Here is a 19360-nt window from a genome sequence, read left to right as displayed (position 1 = left end):
TTTAGCATTTTTTGAACCCTGCTCTTATGTTAAGGTTTAAAAAGTGTTACGAAATAAAATGCCGAAACTTGGAAACAAGTGCGGGGGACGAGACTTCCACCTGGAAGTCAAATAAGGATCATTCGTGGTCCTTTGGGGTGAATTGCGCAAGCAACGGGTTGACTCCTCAATCCGAATCCGACAGCTAACCTCGTAGGCTAAGGAGGAGCTTTAATTGAAAAAACGCAACAAAACCCTCTTGTCATTGACACTAGGGATCTTTCTCGCAGGCATGTCCGGCAATGTGTTCGCCGCAGAAGAAACACATGTAATTGCTCAAGGGGACACATTCTGGACGCTCTCCCAGAAGTATCAGCTTCCTTTGGATGTTATACTTAAGCTTAACAACGAAAAAGACCCGCTTCAGTTGCAGCCGGGTATGGTTGTGAAACTTTCAGCACCTGTGACGAAGCCTGCTGCACAACCTGCATCCAAACCTGCTGCACAACCAGAAACCAAGCCAGTTCATATTGAAAGTGTTGCGCCTAAGAGTGTCGGACCAGTAGTGAAAACAGCAGATGGACAGGAACTCCCTGTCGCGCGCTGCATTCCTGCGAAAGCAACGGCGTATACAGCTGACGCAAGTGAAAATGGCGGTTATGCTGGGCTTGATTACTTTGGAAATCCGTTAAAAGTAGGAAGTATTGCTGTGGACCCTAATGTTATTCCGTTGGGTTCGACTGTTTATGTTACAGGATACAAAACAAACGGATTACCTGCTAGCGGAATGATTGCTCGTGCGGTAGACGTTGGTGGAGCCATAAAAGGTTCCAAGGTCGATATTTTCGTACCGGGTGGACATGCTGATGACTTTGGGATTCAGGATGTAAAAGTATACGTCCTGAAGAAGTAGTTAGCCTGCAAGAGAAAACGGGTTGCTTATCGAAGAGTGAAGAACCTTCGGATAAGCGACCCGTTTTCACGTTTTAGATGAACATAAAAGCCTATGTTAAACTTTTTTCTTAATATTGGAATGTTAAATTACTTTAAATAGGTAAGTAATTTAACATTATTTCCATTCGCGTAAGCCCACCAAGAAAAGATTTCGTCCGCTTGCCCCCTCTCACCGGGGGGTTGAAACACAGTCTCCTTGGAAGTGAGACTTAGCGAAGGAACGGAGAAAGGGATAAGAGTCGCCACCCAACCCCTTTAAGGGGCGCGAAGCGTTTGGCGACTCCCTTTCGTAGTGAGAGAGCGGACTTTCCCCCTTCATTGCGAACTTCCACAGAGCGAAAAGGGACGAAGTCTTTTCTCACACTTTGCGAAGAGCGAACACCGTCAAGAAACTAAGCGACTGTTTAAGTTCGGAGGTAAGCGTCTCAGCTATTGACGGGTCGACACCTTCCTTATAAACAGGATGCTCAACCAGCAATTCAAACCCGTTCTCCAAAGCCAACTGGCACGCTTCCCACGGCATCATGGTATTCTGGATGATCGCTTCGTGATAAAGGCGGCGGTAGCTGTAAGCTCGAGGAGCGGCTGTTGGTCCCAACACGCCGAGGAGAAGAACTCCTCCCGGTTGAAGCAGTCTGCTAAACTCTTGCAGCGTTACGAGAGGAGATTCTGTCCACTCGATCACGTTAACAGCGAGAATCGCCGCAAAGGACGTATCCTCAAACGGCAGGGCGGTAATATCATGCGAATGGAACATTAAGTTCAGATCAGGTGACATCCGTTTTTTCGCCAGCATAATCATTTCATCGGAGAGGTCGACGCCAGTAACCGAGTAACCATCAGCAGCCAATTTCCAGCTTCCATAGCCGTCTCCGCAACCGGCATCCAGTACAGATCCCGCTTGGGGTTGTACCAGCTGACGAAGCATGGGGAGAATCGTCCGTCGACTGCCGTTTTCCCACATTTCCTTACTGCGAGAGTGCCAATTGGCCGCATTGCGATTCCACTGCCAGGCGACACCTGCATTCCATATGATTTCTTGCTCGGACATAGCCATACTCCTTTATCTATCAGGTTTTTGACAGCGCTTTCTTCATCAATTTCTATGTTATCATGTTTTTTCTAATTTTCACACAAGTTATCAAGGAACTGGAAGATGGAGGAAGATGACGGTCTTGAGGCGGAGTGAAAAACCAATCCTTCGACCGTTTGTACCAAATATATCCTCCTGTAAGATAAACCTGTAAGCAAATCGTTACACGAAAACATAGGAAAAGGTGATGGAAAATGAAACAGGCAAAATTGGCCATGGTAGGAGCAGCTTTAGTAGGTTCGGTTCTATTTACACAATCAGCATTCGCCAAAGAGGATCGAGATACAGTGAGCGATAATTATGTGGGTGTGACCAATCAAGTGGTTGTTCAGACTTCTGCGCAACCAAAAGCGGAACCAACTGAGCAAGCAAAAAACAAGCAAGCACCTTCCACTTCAAGCTACGATTCGAATGTATCCGTTTATGGCATCGGTAACGATCGCGAGAAGTAAACAGCTAGCCAATAAAACATCAAAAGTATGGGACGCCCCACTTTTCTGTATAGGGAAAAGTGGGGTTCGTTTTTTGGTACGTTACGGTGATCCACTTCATTTCATAAGCTAGTAGCAGGTAGGAAAGGTCTTCATTGGTTAAAAGCGTTGGAGCGTCACTCCATGCTCTTGCGAAGGAAAGCGTTTACAGAGTAAATTTTAGAAAAGTGTGATAATAATCACAGTGGAGGTTGAGTAGATGAGCACGACTGACTTTTTTCCCATTCAAGATTGGGACCATGTAGAGTTTTATGTGGGGAACGCTAAACAGGCCATGCATTTTTTTACCAAGGCATTTGGCTTCGAGGCGTTTGCTTATGCTGGGCTGGAGACCGGGTCTCGTGATAAGGTCTCTTATGTGCTGAAACAAAACCACATCACCTTCGTATTGTCCGGTGCGCTTCATCCAGACCATCCAATTGCTGATTTTGTCAAGAAACACGGTGAGGGTGTTAAGGACATCGCGCTTCGCGTAGACAATTGTGAGAAAGCCTTCCAAGAAGCTGTATCCCGCGGGGCCATTCCGTTAATGGAGCCAACTGAATACTCCGACGAGTTTGGAACCGTTAAAAGAGCGACGATTGCCACCTACGGAGATACTGTCCATTCCTTTATCGAGCGCAGTAACTATAAAGGGGCGTTCTTCCCTGGCTTCAAACCGTACGAATCTCCTGTGCAAGGGGTAAGTACGGGTCTGATCGGAATTGACCACATTGTGGGCAACGTGGAATTGATGGATGAGTGGGTCAGCTATTATGAAAAAGTAATGGGCTTCTCCGCTTCGCAAAACTTCGATGATGACGATATTTCTACCGAGTATTCGGCTCTGATGTCCAAGGTTATGCAAAGTGGTACTGGTCGCATCAAATTCCCCATCAATGAACCCGCCGAGGGCCGTCGTAAGTCGCAAATTCAGGAATTCCTTGATTTCTACAAAGGTCCAGGCGTTCAACATATCGCTGTGTTAACCAATGATATTATCGATACGGTTTCCAAGCTTCGCGATAATGGAATCGACTTTCTTCATGTACCTGATACCTACTATGCAGAATTGCAAGACCGGGTAGGTGCCATTGATGAAGATATGGAGAAGCTGAAAAGCCTGGGGATTCTCGTAGACCGTGACGATGAAGGATACCTGTTGCAGCTTTTCAGCAAACCGATCGTGGATCGTCCGACACTGTTCATCGAGATTATTCAACGCAAGGGCAGCCGCCGCTTTGGTAACGGGAACTTCAAAGCTCTCTTTGAAGCGTTGGAGCGTGAACAGGAACTGCGCGGAAATTTATAAATGTAGGATTATCGGCCCTCCCCGATCAAGCGAAAGCTTCGTCGGGTGGGGCTTTTCTATTAATATCAGAATGTTTAGTTGGTTTACAAAGGTAGAGCAACTAAACATTCTTCCATTTGCGCAAGCCCCCAGAAGAAAAAACTTCGTCCACTTGAGATTCCTTGGAAGTGATACTTAGCGAAGGAAAGGAGAAAGGGAAAAGAGTCGCCACCCAACCCCTTTAGGGGCGCGAAGCGTTTGGCGACTCCCTTTCGGATTGAGAGAGCGGACTTTGCAACATCATTGCGAACTTCCACAGAACGTAAAGGGACGAAGTCTTTTCTACTCCATCTCTCTAATCCATTGACGAAAAACCTCAGTTGCTTCCTCTACTGTGGCAAACTTTTCTTCCCGTTCCAATTCGAATTCTGGAAAATCAATGATCCTTTTTTTCTTGACGACTACACCGTGATCCAGGCATTGGATTTCGATAAAGTAGGGAAGTGGTCTTTCGCTTTCTTCCAATTCGTATGTCCGAACATGCTCCAGTACCGCAATTTCAGTCGGCTTAAGGACTAAAGCATTTTCCCGGGACATGATGGTTTCCTTGTCAAAATAATGCATCGTGACCTCCTACCCAACTATCCATAAGACATGCGACAAGCCAAGAATGCTTGTCAACTAGCGATTCAAGAGTATTTTACCCCGAGTTGGACGAACAAGGAAGGGGCTCTTCAGGTGTTTGATTGTCGAAAAAACACAAAACGTGTAAGCATAACTCATCTATGGTAAACTAAAGAAAATGCTATGGGTTGGGTGGCGATACTTTTTGCAGCCGTTTGATATAGATCAAGTGAAGGAGCTTGCAATTTCCTGTGCGAGAATGGCGGGAGAACTTAGCCTTGAGAGGATGAAGGAACCTTTTCTGGTAGAATACAAAACGTCTGCCTCAGATTTGGTGACCGCCGTTGATAAAGAGGTTGAAAAGCAAGTAGTGCAAGCCATCCTGTCCCGCTTCCCTGATCACGGGATATTGGGGGAAGAGAGCACTGTTCAACATGAGCCAGGTCGATACGAAACGCTTTGGATCATTGACCCAATTGACGGAACCACCAATTTTGTCCATCAACAGATTAATTTCTCCGTTTCGATTGCGGTGTATCACCGAGGAGTAGGAATGGTTGGTGTCATCTACGATCCATCCCGTGACGAGCTGTTTTATGCCGTGAAGGGACGAGGAGCTTATCTCAATGATCGCAAGCTGGAATTAAAGCGTCAAGTGAGGCTGGAAGAAGCGATTCTCTGCACGAGCGTATTCTGGAACAGACGGGCGGAGCAAACGGGCATTGATCAGATCGTGAAAAAACTGGCGGGCAAGGTTCGGGCCGTTCGTTTATTGGGAAGCGCAGCACTGGAGATGGCGTACGTTGCCGCAGGCCGTTTGGATGGCTACGTCAGTATGCAGCTGAATGCTTGGGATTTCGGGGCAGGTCGCGTAATTGTAGAAGAAGCGGGCGGAATTGTGACCAAAATGTCTGGAGAAGAGCTGCCATACGATGAAAAGAGCAGTGTAGTGGCGTGTAATCGTTCGTTTTATCAGGAGCTGCGTAACTACATGTCCAGCCAACAGGATACGGAGAAATAAATTATAACAGTGAGACTGTGCATATAGTGAGAAGGCAGGATACCTACATCCTGCCTTTTTTACGTTTCGCAAATGTTTTCGGATGCGCTTTTGGTAATCTCGATTTACAGCATTGTCAACCGTTTGGGCTTGTTGGACTACTATTTCGGATTAATTTTTGCATATTCTACAGTAGCGGATTAACGGAGGGGATCACTTTTGACATCGTTCAATTCTATAGCGAAAAGTATTGAATTAATTCGACAGCATCAAGCGAATACAGGGGCTTATATCGCATCGCCCGCTTATATACACTATGGCTATTCTTGGCTTCGTGACGGTACCTTTATCGCCTATGCCATGGACTGTGCCAGGGAGCATGATTCCGCTCTTCGTTACTATGAATGGTGCAAGGAGATTGTGTTGCGGTATGAACTCAAAGCGAGGAACGTCATTGCTCAGGTTACAACCAAAGAGACGGTGCCCGGCGCCAATGAGTTCCTGCACACGCGTTACACGGTGGATGGCGAGGAGGTTGCCGGAGAATGGGGGAACTTCCAACTGGATGGGTATGGAGCGTGGCTGTGGGGAATCTGCCAGCATATGAAGCTGACTGGCCGCTTTGAACTGGCCTCGTCCTTCAGACAAGCGATGGAGCTTACAGTCGATTATTTGACAGCTTGTTGGGCATTGCCGAATTACGATTGCTGGGAAGAGTTCGGTGATTTGGTTCATCCAGCCACACTCGCCGCGATATATGGAGGTCTTCACGCTGTTGCCGCTTACCTACCTGAGCGAAGCGAACAGATCGAGCAGGTATGCAAAGAGATCAAGCAGTTTGTGATGACTTACGGTGTAGTGGATGGTCACTTTATTAAATCAATTGGACGAAGAGACATCGATTCCAGCCTTCTCTGGGTTTCCCTGCCGTTCGCGCTGGTGGATGTGGATGATCCGATTATGAAGAAGACTGTGCGGCTGATCGAACAGGAGCTGCATCAAGCGGGCGGGGTTCATCGTTATTCTCAAGATACTTACTACGGAGGCGGACAGTGGATCTTGTTGACCGCGTGGTTGGGTTGGTATTACGTGAAGACGGGTGAACGAGAGAAGGCGCAAGAAATTCTTACGTGGATCGAGCGCAAATACACGAAGGCGGGACTTCCCGAGCAGGTTCAAGATCACTTGCTGTCTCCAAAAGATTATCCCCTTTGGGTCAAGCAAGCGGGAGAGCCGGCCAATCCGCTTCTCTGGTCACATGCTATGTACATGGTGCTGGTTGCGGAATTAGCCTTGATTCAGTAAGGATATGCCTTCCCTAAAAAAAAGCCACTAAGAGGATTGGAAGGGGACCAACCGCTTAGTGGAGGGATTGGAGGACGCTAAGTCCATCGTAGGGTCTGACAACTTCATCATAAAAAAGTCTGATGAAGAAACAGTGGAGTTCACGTAAAGAAATCGTAAAAAAGTGGAACACTACTCCGAGTGTTAGACGCCTTTTTTCCATGGAATAGCCAAGTATCCATACAAGTCCAGTTTCCATCCCATATCTTATGAAAGGTCAAGTTAATCACATTGAATTGACCAGGGTTTATGGAATGGAGGGATTGGTATGAGCCGCGGGTTTTTTGGTTTTGAAAACAACAGCTTCATCTGGATTATCATCATTATCGCGTTCATTTTCTTCTTTTCCGACGACTAAAAGCAGAAGTGAACTGAAAAATCCCCGGTAGCTGCCGGGGATTTTCTTCTATTATCGCTCCTCATCCTCATACCATGGATTTAAGTGAACCAAGACCTCATCAACTTCTTGGTATGCATCCATAATATTCTGTTTGATATGACGGGAGATATCATGACCTTGCTGGATCGTATAATACCCGGGAATACCTACTCGAATGTCAACAATCACGTAGTGTCCATGCTCGCGTGCTCGAATTCGATCAATTCGCTTTACCTCAGGTATTAATTGAACCACGTTCGTGTATTTCTCTAATTGTTCAGCGGGGACGGTGGTTTCCATCAACACGTCAATCGCTTCTTTCCCGATTTCAACCGCCAATTTAAGAACAAAGAAGGAAACGACAATACCCGCTACAGGGTCTCCGTAGCGAAGGATCGCAATGTTATAATGGTCGCCAATGAGAGCAAGTCCAATACCGATCACAGCGGCAATAGAAGAATAGACATCGGCCAAGTGATCATAGGCGGTAGCAATCAAGCTTTTGCTGTTTTCTTTCTTGCCAAGCCTCATACAGTATCCATAGAGAAGCTGCTTTACCACTAAAGAAATGATTGCTGCGGTTAACCCAATCATGCTGGCTTTCACAGCGGGTTCGAATAAGGCCGAAAATGAGGAGTATCCCATGAAAATCGCCGCGATGATCAGGATGATCGCCACGATGGCAGCAGCGATGACTTCCGCTTTTCCATGTCCATAAGGATGATCCTCGTCGGCTGGTTTCTTTGATACGCTGGTTGCCCCAAGTGCGGCAACGGAGGCAATAATATCTCCGGCGTTATGGATTCCATCGGCAATCAATACTTGGCTGGAATATAAAAAGCCCACGATGATTTTAAGAAACGTTAAGACAATATTCGCTACTAAACTAATCCAGATCGCAAAGACTGATTTCGATTTTTGACTTGTCTCCAAAGTGTTAGTCCCTCCCATGTTTGTTTCCTTTATGCAAGAAAAAAAGGACTCTTATTCTAGGCGAATGAGAGTCCTTTTGTATGTAATTTGAGGATAGACATCACTACGTTAAGCTTACCCATGATTATCACTCTCTTATACGGTCAGTTTCTCCATCCTACTACATGTTTGAAGTGAATTCAATGAACTTTTCGTGAATGTTGAAGAATACGCTGCTATCCTTAAAAATAAAAAATCCCCAGTGAATGTCCGGGGATTTCCAACCTTATTTCTCTAACAGCTTCAAAAACTGTTTGGTTCTCTCGTGTTCTGGAGCGCTAAACAATTTCTCAGGTTTGCCGTATTCCACGATAACACCGTGATCCATAAAAATTACTTCATCCGCCACTTCGCGGGCAAATGTCATCTCGTGAGTTACAATGACCATAGTCATACCTTCCTGTGCCAGCTCCTTGATGGCTTTCAACACTTCGCCGACCAACTCGGGGTCAAGGGCTGAGGTAGGTTCGTCAAACAGCATGACATTCGGGTCCATGGCCAGCGCGCGAGCAATCCCGACACGTTGCTGTTGGCCGCCAGATAGCTGAGCCGGGAATTTATTTGCATGGGTAGAGAGCCCTACCTTGGCGAGCAGCTTTTCCGCCTTTTGACGGGCTGCTTCCTTGGATTGGCCTTGAACGGTAACAGGGCCTTCCATCACATTCTCGATCGCCGTCATGTGAGGAAAGAGATTATAGTTTTGAAACACCATTCCGGTCTGCTTGCGCAGGGTCACAATCTGGGATTTATCGACTCGCTTGTTGAAATCAAGCTTCGTGTTGTGGATTTCAATCTGTCCTCCGTCCGGCTGTTCCAACACATTGAGGCAGCGAAGCAGGGTCGTCTTCCCTGAACCGGACGGGCCGATAATGACGACAACCTTGCCTTTGTCCACCTCGAGTGAGATGTCTTTCAGAACTTCCAGGGAACCGAACCGTTTTTTGAGATTACGAATGGCTATCATGGTTGGGTGGCCTCCTTCTAGGCAGTATAGCGATCAAATCGCTCCTCGATCTTCCCTTGCACAAAAGAGAGGGCCAAACAAATCACCCAGTAGATCAATGCCGCTTCCGTATAGACAAAGAGTGGCTCATAGGTAGCTGCGGCGATTTCTTGCGCCTTGCGAAACATTTCTGGCACGAGAATAGCTGCAGCGAGGGAAGTATCTTTTACCAGACTGATGAATGAATTGGATAAAGGCGGTACAGAAACACGAGCAGCTTGCGGCAAAATAATGCGTTTCAGCGCTTGCGTATAGCTCATGCCAAGTGAATACGCCGCTTCCCATTGGCCTTTGGAGATGGAGAGAATAGCCGCCCGGACAATCTCCGAGTTATATGCGCCAACACTAAGGGAGAATCCGATAATCGCAGATGGAAACGGATCAATGGTCACGCCAACGCTCGGCAAACCGAAAAAGATAATAAACAACTGAACCAATAGCGGGGTTCCGCGAATAATCGATACATAGAATCGGGCAATCCAACGCAACGGCGCAATTCTGGAAAGACGTGCCAATGCCGTCAGGATGGCGATGACGAGTCCAATGGCAAAAGAAATCAAGGTCAATTCCAGTGAAAAGGTGAAGGCTCCTTTCACCAAAGGGAGAAAGGAGCTTTGCGCGATGTCAATTAAGCGCGAGATTCGTTCAGGATTGCCGAAGAGATTACTTAGAAACATCGGCGCCAAAGTATTTCTGTGAGATTTTCAGGTACGTGCCATCTTTTTTCATGTCATCTAATGCTTTGTTAACCGCGTCAACCAATTCCTTGCTGCCTTTGCGGAACATCAAGCCATTTTTTGAGGAATTAGGATCTTTGGCAACAATTTTGATGGGTGTATCTGGTTTTTGATGGAGCAGATCAAGCACGGACAAGCCATCATTGATTGTTACATCCACGCGTTTGGAGGCAAGCAAGTCAATCGCTTGGTTAAAGCCATCAACCCCAACGATTTCAGCGCCGTTTTTACGCGCGATATCCGTCAAGTTACTTGTTAAGGATTGTGCGGATTTGAGACCTTTGATATCCGAGAAGTTTTTAACAGTGTTGTTGTCTTTGTTAACCACTAGAACAGCGGATGAAACGATGTACGGGTTGGAGAAATCGTATTTTTCTTGACGGTCAGGTCGAATTCCTACTTCATTGGCAACCATATCGAAGCGTTTGGAATCCAGACCGGCTAACATCGCATCCCATTGAGTCTCTTGGAATTCTGGTTGAACGCCCAGACGTTTCGCGATTTCTGTGGCGACGTCTACATCGAAACCGGTCAACTTACCGGATTGATCATGGAACGTAAATGGAGCGTAAGTTCCTTCCGTACCAATTAACAGTTTGCCGTCTGCTTTTACTTTCTCCAACAGATTGGCAGGCTCTTTGGCGCTGCTGCTTGGGGCTTGTGTTGAAGGAGTTTGTCCCGCTTGTTGGTTAGCGGATCCGCAACCAACCAATGCGACGGATAATGCCAATATAGTCAGGACGAGTGATGAGAGTTTTTTAATCATGATGTCATCTCCTAGTATACCGATATGATTTAATGTTAATTAATTTATATGGTATTATTTATTTTGTCAACATACTTCTATTTCTTGCACCCATCTGCTATTATGTAATAGGTGATTTTGGGCGGTTGCTGAATTTGGTGAAGCGGCGCCTAATAATAACCAACGAGAGTTCGGGACCCCCTCCTCTCGCTAAACAAAACTAGGGGAGAGTTTCATAAGTGTTATATTTCTTGTGAGTATAACCACTCTCCACGCCTAATAGGGGTTTCCTTAGCGTGAAGGGTGGTTTTTTTTATTACCCTCACGATATCCTGTGGCAAAGTGAGGAAGATTTATGAGTCAAGTTGAGAGCGAGCGGGAATTGACCCGTTTCTTATTTCTAACCACATCGTTTGTCGCGTTGCTGGTGATCTCCAACATCGTGTCGGCCAAAGTCATTAACCTGTGGGGATTCATTCTGCCCGCAGCGGTAATCGGCTATCCGCTGACCTACCTGTTAACCGATACGATCAGTGAACTGTATGGAGAAAAAAGGGCGAAGCTGGTCGTGTACACCGGTTTTTGGGCCAATATCCTGATGCTATTGTTTGTTCAAGCGACGATTGCCTTGCCGCCCGCCGATTTCTGGCACAATCAAGAGGCGTATGTGACGATCCTGTCTTCGTCTTCACGAATTGTGGTGGCGAGTCTTTTATCCTATTTCATTGCGCAGATGCTGGATGTCAAAATCTTTCATGCGATCAAGCGCAAGACGGGCGAGAAGCACTATTGGCTGAGAAAGAATCTGTCGACCGCGGCGAGCCAGCTGTTGGATACTTCGATTTTTATCACCATTGCTTTCTATGGAACGATGCCTGCCGCGGCACTCTTCCAAATGATTTTCTTCCAATATATTGTCAAAACTGTAATCGCTGGAATTGATACTCCGATTTCCTATTTACTTGTGAATCAACTGAAATCAGGAGATCGCAAAAAAGTGGAGGTGGCATCCTAGATGGCAACATTTGATTTCCCAAGAAAAGTACAGAGGCTCCACGAAGATATTTCACCCGATCAGCTGCGGTATCACAATAAGCGTGTAGCTGTGACCAAAACCTTTACCTTCGATGCGGCTCATCACCTTCATATGTACGAAGGCAAATGCATCAATCTGCACGGACATACGTATCATCTGGAAATTATGATGAGCGGCTTTGTGAACGAGATTGGGATTAGCATTGATTTTGGCATGATTAAACAAATCTATGAAGAGATTATTAAGGATAAGCTGGATCACCGTTATTTAAACGAGACACTGCCGCCGATGAACACCACGGCGGAGAACATGATCGTCTGGATTTGGGAAGAAATTGACGCGTATCTTACGCGTGCCGGGCTCAAAGAATCTGGCTGTCGCATCGAGGAACTGAAGCTCTACGAGACGCCGACCAGCTATGCGACCTTAAAGCGGGAATGGATGGAGGAGTCTTAATATGTCACGACTTGCTTCCATCCATCCGGAACAATTGGAGATGAAACTGCCGATGGTGGAGATTTTCGCCACGGTTGAAGGAGAAGGTACGCGGGCGGGTTTCCCCACCACGTTTGTCCGCCTCTATAATTGCAACCTTCGCTGCACCTGGTGCGATACGGTTTACAGTTACGCCCCGCATCCGCCAGAATTCATGGCAACGGTTGGGGAAATTGTGGAACAGGTCGAGCAACTGGGCAACCATTATATCTGCTTGACAGGCGGGGAACCGCTGATGCACGGGGAGAAGTCCCTTGCCTTGATCGAAGCCTTGGCGGCAATTCCGTTGATTCGAGACATTCACATTGAAACCAATGGAGCGATTGAGCTTGCGCCATTCCATGAATTACGTGAACAAGTGGCAACCGTTCAGGAAAAAGTGCGCTTCATCATGGATTACAAGCTGCCCGCAAGCGGTGAAGTAGAACGGATGATTCCCGAGAATCTGAGCCTGCTGCAGTCACAGGACGAGTTAAAGTTTGTGGTGGCGGATGATCAGGATTTCGAGGCTGCCTTGGGCGTGCTGGATCAGCATCAGCCTCGCGCGCTGGCCTTGTTCAGTCCGGTTTGGGAGAGTATGCCGCCAGCTCGTTTGGTGGAGAAAATACTGCAAACAGGCCGCAAAGAAATCAAGCTGAACCTGCAAATTCATAAAGTGATCTGGCATCCTGATACCAGAGGAGTATAGGAGGGACACACATGTCAACGAAGAAAAAAGCTGTTGTGGTATTAAGCGGCGGTTTGGACAGCACGACCTGTATGGGAATCGCCAAAGAGGCTGGATATGAGCTTTATCCGCTTACCTTCGACTACGGTCAGCTGCATAACCGAGAAGTGGAACAAGCAAAGCAAATTGCAAGCTTCTTCGAGGTTCCCGCTCACAAGATCGTGAATATGGGCTTCCTTCGGGAGATTGGCGGGAGCGCGCTTACGGACGATTCGGTTGAAGTGCCAACAGACGGAGTGGAGGATGGAATTCCATCTACCTATGTGCCTGCTCGTAACCTGATTTTCCTTTCGCTTGCTACCGCTTATGCGGAGGTAATCGGAGCAGAGAAAATCTATGTGGGAGTAAGCGCGGTTGATTTCAGCGGCTATCCAGATTGCCGACCTGCCTTCATTGAATCGATGAACGAGACCATTAATCTGGCCACTCGAGTGGGTTCGGAAGGGACAGATCTTGTCATCGAGGCGCCACTTCAGCATTTAAGCAAGCAACAAACCATTGAGCTGGGGTTATCGCTTGGGGTTCCATACCATCTCACAACCTCCTGCTACCAAGGGGGAGATGAGGCTTGTGGCGTATGCGACAGCTGTCGTCTGCGAATCAAAGGCTTCAAGGAAGCTGGCGCAAAAGACCCGATTGCTTATGCAGTTTCCGTTGATTGGTCAAGCAAATCATAACTTAAGTTCATTAACCAATTTTAAAAAAACAAACCAAAGGGAGAGATTAAATCATGGCAACAGTAGAACACAACCACAGTAAGTACAACAACATTCGTTTTGATACCCAAGATTTGACAGCTATCATGGTCGATATTCTGGAGACCATTCCATATGAATATGTAGGCAAACATACTGAAATCATGATGCCGACCAATGAATTCACTTCCGTGTGCCCTTGGTCAGGATTGCCAGATTTCGCTGATCTCAAAATCTACATTGTACCGAATGAAAAATTGATCGAGATGAAATCATTGAAATACTACCTGACTTCCTATCGCAATGTTGGAATCTATCAAGAACATGCAACCAATCGTATCCTGAACGATCTCGTTGCTTGCTGCGATCCAATGTATATGCGAATTGAAGCTAATTGGAATGCGCGCGGAGGACTTGGAACCGAAGTAGTGGTAGAATACAAGAAAGAAGTTTAATCTACTATGAAAGATGGCCTTCTTCATCGATGAAGGAGGCTTTTGTTTCTAAAGGGAGACGACGGCATGAACGATTGGCGTTTGTATCACGATGGTACGAAGCAGGATCGTGAGGGTCTTGCTTGGCATGAAGTTCTAAGAGCGATTGCCGAATTGAACGGCAGCACGCATACATTAATTCACGCGGCATACGGTGAACACGTAGACCTCGTGGTCGCTGGCGGCAATGATGGTTTGGTCCTGGTGCAATGGAAGGAATACGATCCGACCGAGCAGCATTATATCTTGTCCACTAATCAACAGACGGGATTAATGAAACACTTAACCATCGAAGGCGAGGATGCGGCGTATCCCAACGAATGGTGTGTTCCTTTGGAGCAAGCCGTTCCGGTGTGCGGTGATCTTTTGCAAACCTGTGAGCGCCCTCAGGTAAACGAGCTTAACTGGCTTCGCATTGAATAAAGTAATTCCTTCAAAAAGATCGAGGTGATCAGTGCTATGCCTCGATCTTTATTCATAATGATCGGGGAGAATTCGACCTTGTTTGGAGTGTGCATTGATTGAAAGCCAACCCTAAGAAACCGAGTGGATTACTGCATTCATCATTCAGATTCGATAAAGTTACGCTTAATTTGTATCTGCCCTCGCCTGATCTTGAGCTCTACATAGAACACTATTGGATCGTCAAATGGGATTTAAGAGGTCAGGAGCCATTCGTTTCAGAGAACCTGCCCCATCCTTCCGTTCACCTTGTAATTGATGAAGGAGTATCCCAAATCGTAGGGATCGTAAAAGAAAAATTCTCAAGGCTTCTTCAAGAGAAGGGCTTTGTATTCGGCATCAAATTCAGGCCAGGCGCTTTTTATCCATTCGTGAACATTCCCGTTTATCAATTCACAGGTCGTTCGATTCCAGCACATGATGTTTTTGGGGCGGACATCGCTCAGCTTGAGGAGACAATCCTTTCGACAGATGATGAAAGCGAAATGGTTAAGTGCTCCGAAGTTTTCATTCGTAAACGGCTGCCTCGGCATGACGAGTCTGTGACGCTCATTAAGACGATTGTGGACTTCGTAATGTCCGATCGGGAGATTATTACCGTCGAAGACATTGCGAGCAGGTTCAATTGTTCGACAAGAATGCTGCAGAGACTGTTTAAAAAGTATGTCGGTATCAGTCCCAAATGGGTCATTCAGCGCTATCGGCTCCTTGAGGTAGCAGATCATTTGGCGAGCAGCCATTCTCCTACATGGTCGCAATTTGCGAGCGATTTGGGGTATTACGACCAGAGCCATTTCATCAAAGACTTTAAGAGCATCGTCGGATTATCTCCCGAGGAATACGTAAGGAAGAACAGCAGAGTATGATGCTCGGTAGTCTTCCTCCGTTGATCAAATCTTCTCGTTTTTTAAAGATAAGGTTCTTGTCCTTTTTCCATCCAATCGTCGCGAGTTGGGCCATAGATTCCTGAAGGCCGTAATCCTGCTTGACGCATAAGCACGGTCATCTGAGCGCGATGATGCACTTCATGCTGAACCAATAGATGCAACAAATTAGCGTTTGACCATTCTTCGCCGTGCATGTCTTGTGTCATCTGCAACGTAGCGTCGGTCCACTGGGTTTCTACTGCGTGAAGCAGCGCTTGCGATACTTTTTTATATTCGCTTGCGATTTTTAGTGCGGAAGTGGGCGCCAGTTCTTCACCGTCTGGCTTTTCGAATTCTAAATACCCCTCTTTGGAAACGCTGCCAATGACCTGTGTGATATGCCATGCGATCTGTCCTAAGGGTCTATGATCCGGGGTAATCGATTGCTGCAACGATTCGTCCGTCAGGGCATCCATTAATCGCCCGGTTGCAGCTGATTCCATCTTCCATTCTTCAACGAATTCACGAATTGTGTGATACATCTGTTCTTCCTCCTTAAACGATCTTTGTTAAGTAGTTGATGTTGTTATTGGACAGTTTACTTCATGCTTGAGAAGCCTGTATTGTAAAAAAGCGACAATTGCACTTATTCTCTGAACCAATGCCATAAGCTTGCCTTTGACGCATACTCATCCATAGGAGGTACTTGCTACCATGATAGAAGTAATGAAATCACTCGGAGTTGGTCTCATATTTGGTGTTCTCGTTTCACTCTTTCGCCTGCCTTTACCCGCTCCACCTACACTGGCAGGGGTTATGGGGATTGTGGGTGTGTACCTTGGGTATGTCATCGTTTCTCAATTCATGAAATAAAATATAATATTCATCCGAGAAGATCTCATGAAGACGATTGAATATTTGCTATACTAATCTGGTACATAGATGTTGATTCACTAGATAAATTATGAAGGTATATGAAACGTTTTGGCGGCAAGTACAGTCAAAAATTACAAGCAGGCATTCGAATCAACGAAAGGAGATAACCTAATGGCGAAAAGAAAACTAGCGGCAATCCTGGTCAGTCTCAGTCTGCTTGTTGCAATTCCGACGCAAGCGCAGACTGTTAAACCACAAGCTCAACCCATACCGCTCCAACTGAAGATGGACAATCAGGTTGTACATTTGATGGAGCCCTTACAGTCTTATCATCAGCGAACCATGATATCACTGAATGATCTGGCGACTCTTGTGCATGGTACTACCTCAAAATCAAACGGGATCTTTACCTTAACGGTGAATTCAACCGAAATCGATTTTGATCCCAAGTCCAATGAAATCCGATTAGGCGGCCGCGGGTCAGCCTGGACGAAGATTGATCAAGGTGCGGTTCAAGTAAGCGGATCCACTGTATTGGTGCCGCTTCGCTTCGTTTTTGAGAACCTTGGATATAAGGTTGCGTTTGACCAGACCACTCGAATGATTTCCATTGAACCGAAGGGGGAACTTGACGTGTTCAAAAGTGTGAAGCTGGAAGAATTAACAGCGGATGAGAAGGAATTTGTTGAGGAGAACAGACGTGTCGAAGGCATTCATCAAAAGGGAGATCTGATCGTCATTGCCCGTGGTGAAGTACCCAATCCAGGTCATGGGATAGAGTTTGTGGAGCAAAAGGGAGGCTGGGAACAAGTGAGCCTCTATGTTGAACTCACGAAGCCGGAACCAGGCAAGATGTATCCACAAGTCATCAGCTATCCGTATCTGGTAGGCAAAATGAAGCTGGCTCCATACACCACCGTAACCGTCGTCAATTCAAAAGATCGTACTGTCTTGTTCCAAAATAAAAAGACCAAGTAAGAAGTTGAAGTCACAGGTTGTCGCCTGTGGCTTATTTTTTTCTTCCATTCGCGTAAGCCCATTGAGTTCGGCCCCCCGATGAGAGGGGGTAGAGGGACGAAGACTTTTCTTATCCAAATATTCCTCTTTTTTGTAATAGATTCACGGTATATACTAGTAATTGTTTTTATATCCAAATCTATACAAATCGGAGGAAAAATTCGTGAAAAAAGGAACAAAGGTCATGGCTGCGCTTGTAGCTATATCGCTCCTCGCGCCCGCACAAGTATGGGCAGATCAAAACAATCACGAACAAGCAAAAGAAAACTGGAAGAAAGAGCAACAGCTCCTGATGCCTGGAATGTGGAACCCCGGTCAGAAGCAAGATCAAGCATTTCCAACACTTCACTCCAATCAATTGTTCACCAAATCTAAGTCTTCGGCAAAGCTTCAAATGAACAAGCCGTTGATGCAGCAGCTAGACGGGAAGAAGAAAAGTGTCTCTATCAAATCCGTCCCAAAAGACATGAAAAACAGCCTGGATAACGTGTATAAGATTTTTCACAAGCTGAAGGATATGAAGCTGGTCCATGCGGAGATTTTGTTTGAGTCCGATGAGTATCCAGAGCTATGGGGTTTTGACTTTGCTGTTGAGAATAAAAAAGGCCGCATCGACCAACGAGCTAGTGTCGCTATAGTGGCGAATGACGGAACGGTTCTTCACTATTATTATGATGATTCCAATGCGAAGCCTGGCAAAGCGCCAACCGAGAAGGAAGCCAAGGATCAAGCGAGCGTTTTCTTGGAAAAGGTGCTGGGGAAAAAAGCATCCCAATATGTGATTGATCGTGTTTCCATTTATCATGACAGAGAAGACGAAGAAGAGGATACGGGAGAAGCGCGTGTTGATTTTCTCCGTACAATCAACGGTATTCCGTTTGATGGTCGTGGTGTCGGGCTTTACGTGAATGGAGACGGTGATATTAATGGATACTTCTGCAACTATGATACATTTGCGTTAAAAGAATCCGATTTCCCTGATCCCAAAAAAGCCATTCAACCTGGTGAGGTCAAGAGCCATTACCTGAAGCTGATAGATATGAACCTTGCTTATCGTAATGAACAGATTGTGGAATACAATGAAAAAACAGACGAAATCAAAACAAAACCAGTTTTGAAATATGTGCCTTCCTTCATCGGGGCAATGGATGCTATTACAGGCAAAAAAGCAACGATCTTCGATAGTAAAGATGAAGTGAAACCGGAAAATATCAAATTGCAACCAGAAGGCAAGGTCCTGTCAGCTTCCGATCGCGCTGAAGCGGAGGCTGTCTTAAAAAGCCAATTCAAGATTGATGTGACTGGTTGGGAATATGATCAAAATTCAGATGATGAAGACCAAGATACTCGTTCTTCTGAGTACCTGCAATACAATTGGAATTTATGGGATAAAGAACATGGGGAAGAAGTCTTTCTGATGGCGAATAAGAAAACCAATCAGGTGCTTGCCTATTCCCACAACATCTACAAGAGAAAAAAGGAAGATCAGAAGGTAATCTCCAAGGAAGAAGCGAAGAAAATCGCACTGGATACATTCCAAACATTCGCGAAGACTAGTATGAACGAAGCGCAATTGTCACTCGCGATGGCTCCGATGGATGAGCAAGATTTGCCTTCTTGGGTCGACAAAGAGAAATTGCCTAATAATTGGAATACAGATAACTACCTGTTTTTCTTGAACGAATTGTATCAAGGGGTACCAATTGATGATAGCGGCTATGCCGTTGTGGTAGATGCCCATTCGGGTGAGGTTCGCGAAATCGCTTTTGCCGATAATAGCATCAAGCTTGCTCTGCCAGATAACAAGGGTACAGTATCTGCGACGAAAGCGAAAACAGCACTGGGAAATAATTTGATGTTTGATGCCGTATACGAGTGGCCGAATTTCTATGGTCAAAAAACACCGGAACCAATGCTAATCTATGGGGCTATTCCACATTACGATGGTTACATCGACGCCTTCACAGGTAAATTGGTTCGTGTGAAGATCAACAAGTAGATCCATCGGCGTTCTTCAGTCGTTCGGCTATTGTGCTCGATAATCAGATATGGTAATATTTATGGAAATTAAATTCTTGGATAAAGGAGGTGCAGTACGTTG

22 protein-coding genes and 1 riboswitch are annotated in these 19360 nt (G+C 46.0%); of the genes, 15 read left to right on the top strand and 7 right to left on the bottom strand.

What is annotated here, in order from left to right; all coding sequences use genetic code 11:
* The first annotated feature begins 49 nt into the window (after window positions 1-49).
* A riboswitch (cyclic di-AMP (ydaO/yuaA leader) is annotated at window positions 50-214 on the top strand.
* Entirely contained in the window at window positions 215-892 is a 678-nt protein-coding gene (locus ACQCN2_RS20770) for a 3D domain-containing protein (protein WP_426930862.1), read from the top strand. It abuts the riboswitch before it with no gap.
* A gap of 399 nt (window positions 893-1291) precedes the next feature.
* Here ACQCN2_RS20770 and ACQCN2_RS20765 read toward each other — a convergent pair whose 3' ends face one another.
* Complete coding sequence (locus tag ACQCN2_RS20765) at window positions 1292-1984, bottom strand: class I SAM-dependent methyltransferase (RefSeq protein ID WP_426930861.1); 693 nt, start codon at window positions 1982-1984, stop codon at window positions 1292-1294.
* Window positions 1985-2220: 236 nt separating this feature from the next.
* Here ACQCN2_RS20765 and ACQCN2_RS20760 point away from each other — a divergent pair, with 236 nt between their 5' ends.
* Window positions 2221-2478 carry a hypothetical protein gene (locus tag ACQCN2_RS20760; protein ID WP_426930860.1) on the top strand — a complete coding sequence of 86 codons (258 nt, stop codon included), beginning with the start codon at window positions 2221-2223 and terminating at the stop codon, window positions 2476-2478.
* Between the two features lie 238 nt (window positions 2479-2716).
* On the top strand, window positions 2717-3808 hold the full coding sequence (gene hppD, locus ACQCN2_RS20755) for a 4-hydroxyphenylpyruvate dioxygenase (protein ID WP_426930859.1): 1092 nt from the start codon (window positions 2717-2719) through the stop codon (window positions 3806-3808).
* A 321-nt stretch (window positions 3809-4129) separates the two neighbouring features.
* Here the strand turns inward: hppD and ACQCN2_RS20750 are convergent, their stop codons facing one another.
* On the bottom strand, window positions 4130-4411 hold the full coding sequence (locus ACQCN2_RS20750) for a hypothetical protein (protein WP_426930858.1): 282 nt from the start codon (window positions 4409-4411) through the stop codon (window positions 4130-4132).
* Between the two features lie 259 nt (window positions 4412-4670).
* Here ACQCN2_RS20750 and ACQCN2_RS20745 point away from each other — a divergent pair, with 259 nt between their 5' ends.
* Window positions 4671-5432 carry an inositol monophosphatase family protein gene (locus ACQCN2_RS20745; protein WP_426930919.1) on the top strand — a complete coding sequence of 254 codons (762 nt, stop codon included), beginning with the start codon at window positions 4671-4673 and terminating at the stop codon, window positions 5430-5432.
* A 198-nt stretch (window positions 5433-5630) separates the two neighbouring features.
* Window positions 5631-6716, top strand: a complete 1086-nt coding sequence (locus tag ACQCN2_RS20740; RefSeq protein ID WP_426930857.1) for a glycoside hydrolase family 15 protein — start codon at window positions 5631-5633, stop codon at window positions 6714-6716.
* Between the two features lie 448 nt (window positions 6717-7164).
* Here ACQCN2_RS20740 and ACQCN2_RS20735 read toward each other — a convergent pair whose 3' ends face one another.
* The 4 genes from ACQCN2_RS20735 to ACQCN2_RS20720 all read right to left on the bottom strand — a co-directional run bounded on the left by ACQCN2_RS20735 (window position 7165) and on the right by ACQCN2_RS20720 (window position 10612).
* Window positions 7165-8085 (bottom strand): cation diffusion facilitator family transporter, encoded by a 921-nt coding sequence (locus ACQCN2_RS20735; protein WP_426930856.1) that lies wholly within the window; start codon window positions 8083-8085, stop codon window positions 7165-7167.
* A gap of 247 nt (window positions 8086-8332) precedes the next feature.
* Window positions 8333-9070, bottom strand: a complete 738-nt coding sequence (locus ACQCN2_RS20730; protein ID WP_426930855.1) for an amino acid ABC transporter ATP-binding protein — start codon at window positions 9068-9070, stop codon at window positions 8333-8335.
* A 17-nt stretch (window positions 9071-9087) separates the two neighbouring features.
* Window positions 9088-9786, bottom strand: coding sequence for an amino acid ABC transporter permease (locus tag ACQCN2_RS20725; RefSeq protein ID WP_426930854.1), 699 nt, complete (start codon window positions 9784-9786; stop codon window positions 9088-9090).
* Entirely contained in the window at window positions 9773-10612 is an 840-nt protein-coding gene (locus ACQCN2_RS20720) for an amino acid ABC transporter substrate-binding protein (RefSeq protein WP_426930853.1), read from the bottom strand. Before ACQCN2_RS20720 ends, ACQCN2_RS20725 begins: the two co-directional genes overlap by 14 nt.
* 334 nt (window positions 10613-10946) lie before the next feature.
* Between ACQCN2_RS20720 and ACQCN2_RS20715 the strand changes: the two genes are divergently transcribed.
* From ACQCN2_RS20715 to ACQCN2_RS20685, 7 genes are all read left to right on the top strand, one after another.
* Window positions 10947-11606, top strand: a complete 660-nt coding sequence (locus ACQCN2_RS20715) for a queuosine precursor transporter (RefSeq protein WP_426930852.1) — start codon at window positions 10947-10949, stop codon at window positions 11604-11606.
* The gene (queD, locus tag ACQCN2_RS20710; RefSeq protein WP_426930851.1) at window positions 11607-12083 is read left to right on the top strand and encodes a 6-carboxytetrahydropterin synthase QueD; all 477 of its coding nucleotides are present in this window, start codon (window positions 11607-11609) and stop codon (window positions 12081-12083) included.
* A 1-nt stretch (window position 12084) separates the two neighbouring features.
* Window positions 12085-12810 (top strand): 7-carboxy-7-deazaguanine synthase QueE, encoded by a 726-nt coding sequence (locus ACQCN2_RS20705; protein ID WP_426930850.1) that lies wholly within the window; start codon window positions 12085-12087, stop codon window positions 12808-12810.
* A gap of 11 nt (window positions 12811-12821) precedes the next feature.
* Window positions 12822-13526 carry a 7-cyano-7-deazaguanine synthase QueC gene (gene queC, locus ACQCN2_RS20700; RefSeq protein ID WP_426930849.1) on the top strand — a complete coding sequence of 235 codons (705 nt, stop codon included), beginning with the start codon at window positions 12822-12824 and terminating at the stop codon, window positions 13524-13526.
* 53 nt (window positions 13527-13579) lie between these two features.
* On the top strand, window positions 13580-13999 hold the full coding sequence (queF, locus tag ACQCN2_RS20695; protein ID WP_426930848.1) for a preQ(1) synthase: 420 nt from the start codon (window positions 13580-13582) through the stop codon (window positions 13997-13999).
* A 66-nt stretch (window positions 14000-14065) separates the two neighbouring features.
* Window positions 14066-14461 carry a hypothetical protein gene (locus ACQCN2_RS20690; RefSeq protein ID WP_426930847.1) on the top strand — a complete coding sequence of 132 codons (396 nt, stop codon included), beginning with the start codon at window positions 14066-14068 and terminating at the stop codon, window positions 14459-14461.
* Between the two features lie 98 nt (window positions 14462-14559).
* Window positions 14560-15366 carry a DUF6597 domain-containing transcriptional factor gene (locus ACQCN2_RS20685; protein WP_426930846.1) on the top strand — a complete coding sequence of 269 codons (807 nt, stop codon included), beginning with the start codon at window positions 14560-14562 and terminating at the stop codon, window positions 15364-15366.
* A gap of 41 nt (window positions 15367-15407) precedes the next feature.
* Here ACQCN2_RS20685 and ACQCN2_RS20680 read toward each other — a convergent pair whose 3' ends face one another.
* A complete protein-coding gene (locus tag ACQCN2_RS20680) occupies window positions 15408-15908 on the bottom strand; it encodes a DinB family protein (protein WP_426930845.1) in 501 nt (166 codons plus the stop codon).
* Window positions 15909-16080: 172 nt separating this feature from the next.
* Between ACQCN2_RS20680 and ACQCN2_RS20675 the strand changes: the two genes are divergently transcribed.
* The 3 genes from ACQCN2_RS20675 (at window position 16081) to ACQCN2_RS20665 (ending at window position 19258) form a co-directional block, all read left to right on the top strand.
* The gene (locus ACQCN2_RS20675) at window positions 16081-16239 is read left to right on the top strand and encodes a XapX domain-containing protein (protein WP_426930844.1); all 159 of its coding nucleotides are present in this window, start codon (window positions 16081-16083) and stop codon (window positions 16237-16239) included.
* Between the two features lie 174 nt (window positions 16240-16413).
* Window positions 16414-17220, top strand: coding sequence for a stalk domain-containing protein (locus ACQCN2_RS20670; protein ID WP_426930843.1), 807 nt, complete (start codon window positions 16414-16416; stop codon window positions 17218-17220).
* Window positions 17221-17422: 202 nt separating this feature from the next.
* A complete protein-coding gene (locus ACQCN2_RS20665) occupies window positions 17423-19258 on the top strand; it encodes a YcdB/YcdC domain-containing protein (RefSeq protein ID WP_426930842.1) in 1836 nt (611 codons plus the stop codon).
* The last annotated feature ends 102 nt before the right edge of the window (window positions 19259-19360 follow it).

The organism is Brevibacillus ginsengisoli (assembly GCF_050113715.1).
In the GTDB taxonomy this organism is placed as follows: domain Bacteria; phylum Bacillota; class Bacilli; order Brevibacillales; family Brevibacillaceae; genus Brevibacillus_H; species Brevibacillus_H ginsengisoli.
The sequence above is the reverse complement of the archived record's forward strand: the minus strand, read 5'-3'. Positions and strand labels throughout refer to the sequence as shown.

Bases quoted from the DNA above. Each gene is read 5' to 3' on its own strand.
- ACQCN2_RS20765 (WP_426930861.1), bottom strand. From the start codon at position 1,984: ATGTCCGAGCAAGAAATCATATGGAATGCAGGTGTCGCCTGGCAGTGG.
- ACQCN2_RS20760 (WP_426930860.1), top strand. From the start codon at position 2,221: ATGAAACAGGCAAAATTGGCCATGGTAGGAGCAGCTTTAGTAGGTTCG.
- hppD (WP_426930859.1), top strand. From the start codon at position 2,717: ATGAGCACGACTGACTTTTTTCCCATTCAAGATTGGGACCATGTAGAG.
- ACQCN2_RS20750 (WP_426930858.1), bottom strand. From the start codon at position 4,411: ATGCATTATTTTGACAAGGAAACCATCATGTCCCGGGAAAATGCTTTA.
- ACQCN2_RS20745 (WP_426930919.1), top strand. From the start codon at position 4,671: ATGGCGGGAGAACTTAGCCTTGAGAGGATGAAGGAACCTTTTCTGGTA.
- ACQCN2_RS20735 (WP_426930856.1), bottom strand. From the start codon at position 8,085: ATGGGAGGGACTAACACTTTGGAGACAAGTCAAAAATCGAAATCAGTC.
- ACQCN2_RS20730 (WP_426930855.1), bottom strand. From the start codon at position 9,070: ATGATAGCCATTCGTAATCTCAAAAAACGGTTCGGTTCCCTGGAAGTT.
- ACQCN2_RS20725 (WP_426930854.1), bottom strand. From the start codon at position 9,786: ATGTTTCTAAGTAATCTCTTCGGCAATCCTGAACGAATCTCGCGCTTA.
- ACQCN2_RS20720 (WP_426930853.1), bottom strand. From the start codon at position 10,612: ATGATTAAAAAACTCTCATCACTCGTCCTGACTATATTGGCATTATCC.
- ACQCN2_RS20715 (WP_426930852.1), top strand. From the start codon at position 10,947: ATGAGTCAAGTTGAGAGCGAGCGGGAATTGACCCGTTTCTTATTTCTA.
- queD (WP_426930851.1), top strand. From the start codon at position 11,607: ATGGCAACATTTGATTTCCCAAGAAAAGTACAGAGGCTCCACGAAGAT.
- ACQCN2_RS20705 (WP_426930850.1), top strand. From the start codon at position 12,085: ATGTCACGACTTGCTTCCATCCATCCGGAACAATTGGAGATGAAACTG.
- queC (WP_426930849.1), top strand. From the start codon at position 12,822: ATGTCAACGAAGAAAAAAGCTGTTGTGGTATTAAGCGGCGGTTTGGAC.
- queF (WP_426930848.1), top strand. From the start codon at position 13,580: ATGGCAACAGTAGAACACAACCACAGTAAGTACAACAACATTCGTTTT.
- ACQCN2_RS20690 (WP_426930847.1), top strand. From the start codon at position 14,066: ATGAACGATTGGCGTTTGTATCACGATGGTACGAAGCAGGATCGTGAG.
- ACQCN2_RS20680 (WP_426930845.1), bottom strand. From the start codon at position 15,908: ATGTATCACACAATTCGTGAATTCGTTGAAGAATGGAAGATGGAATCA.
- ACQCN2_RS20675 (WP_426930844.1), top strand. From the start codon at position 16,081: ATGATAGAAGTAATGAAATCACTCGGAGTTGGTCTCATATTTGGTGTT.
- ACQCN2_RS20670 (WP_426930843.1), top strand. From the start codon at position 16,414: ATGGCGAAAAGAAAACTAGCGGCAATCCTGGTCAGTCTCAGTCTGCTT.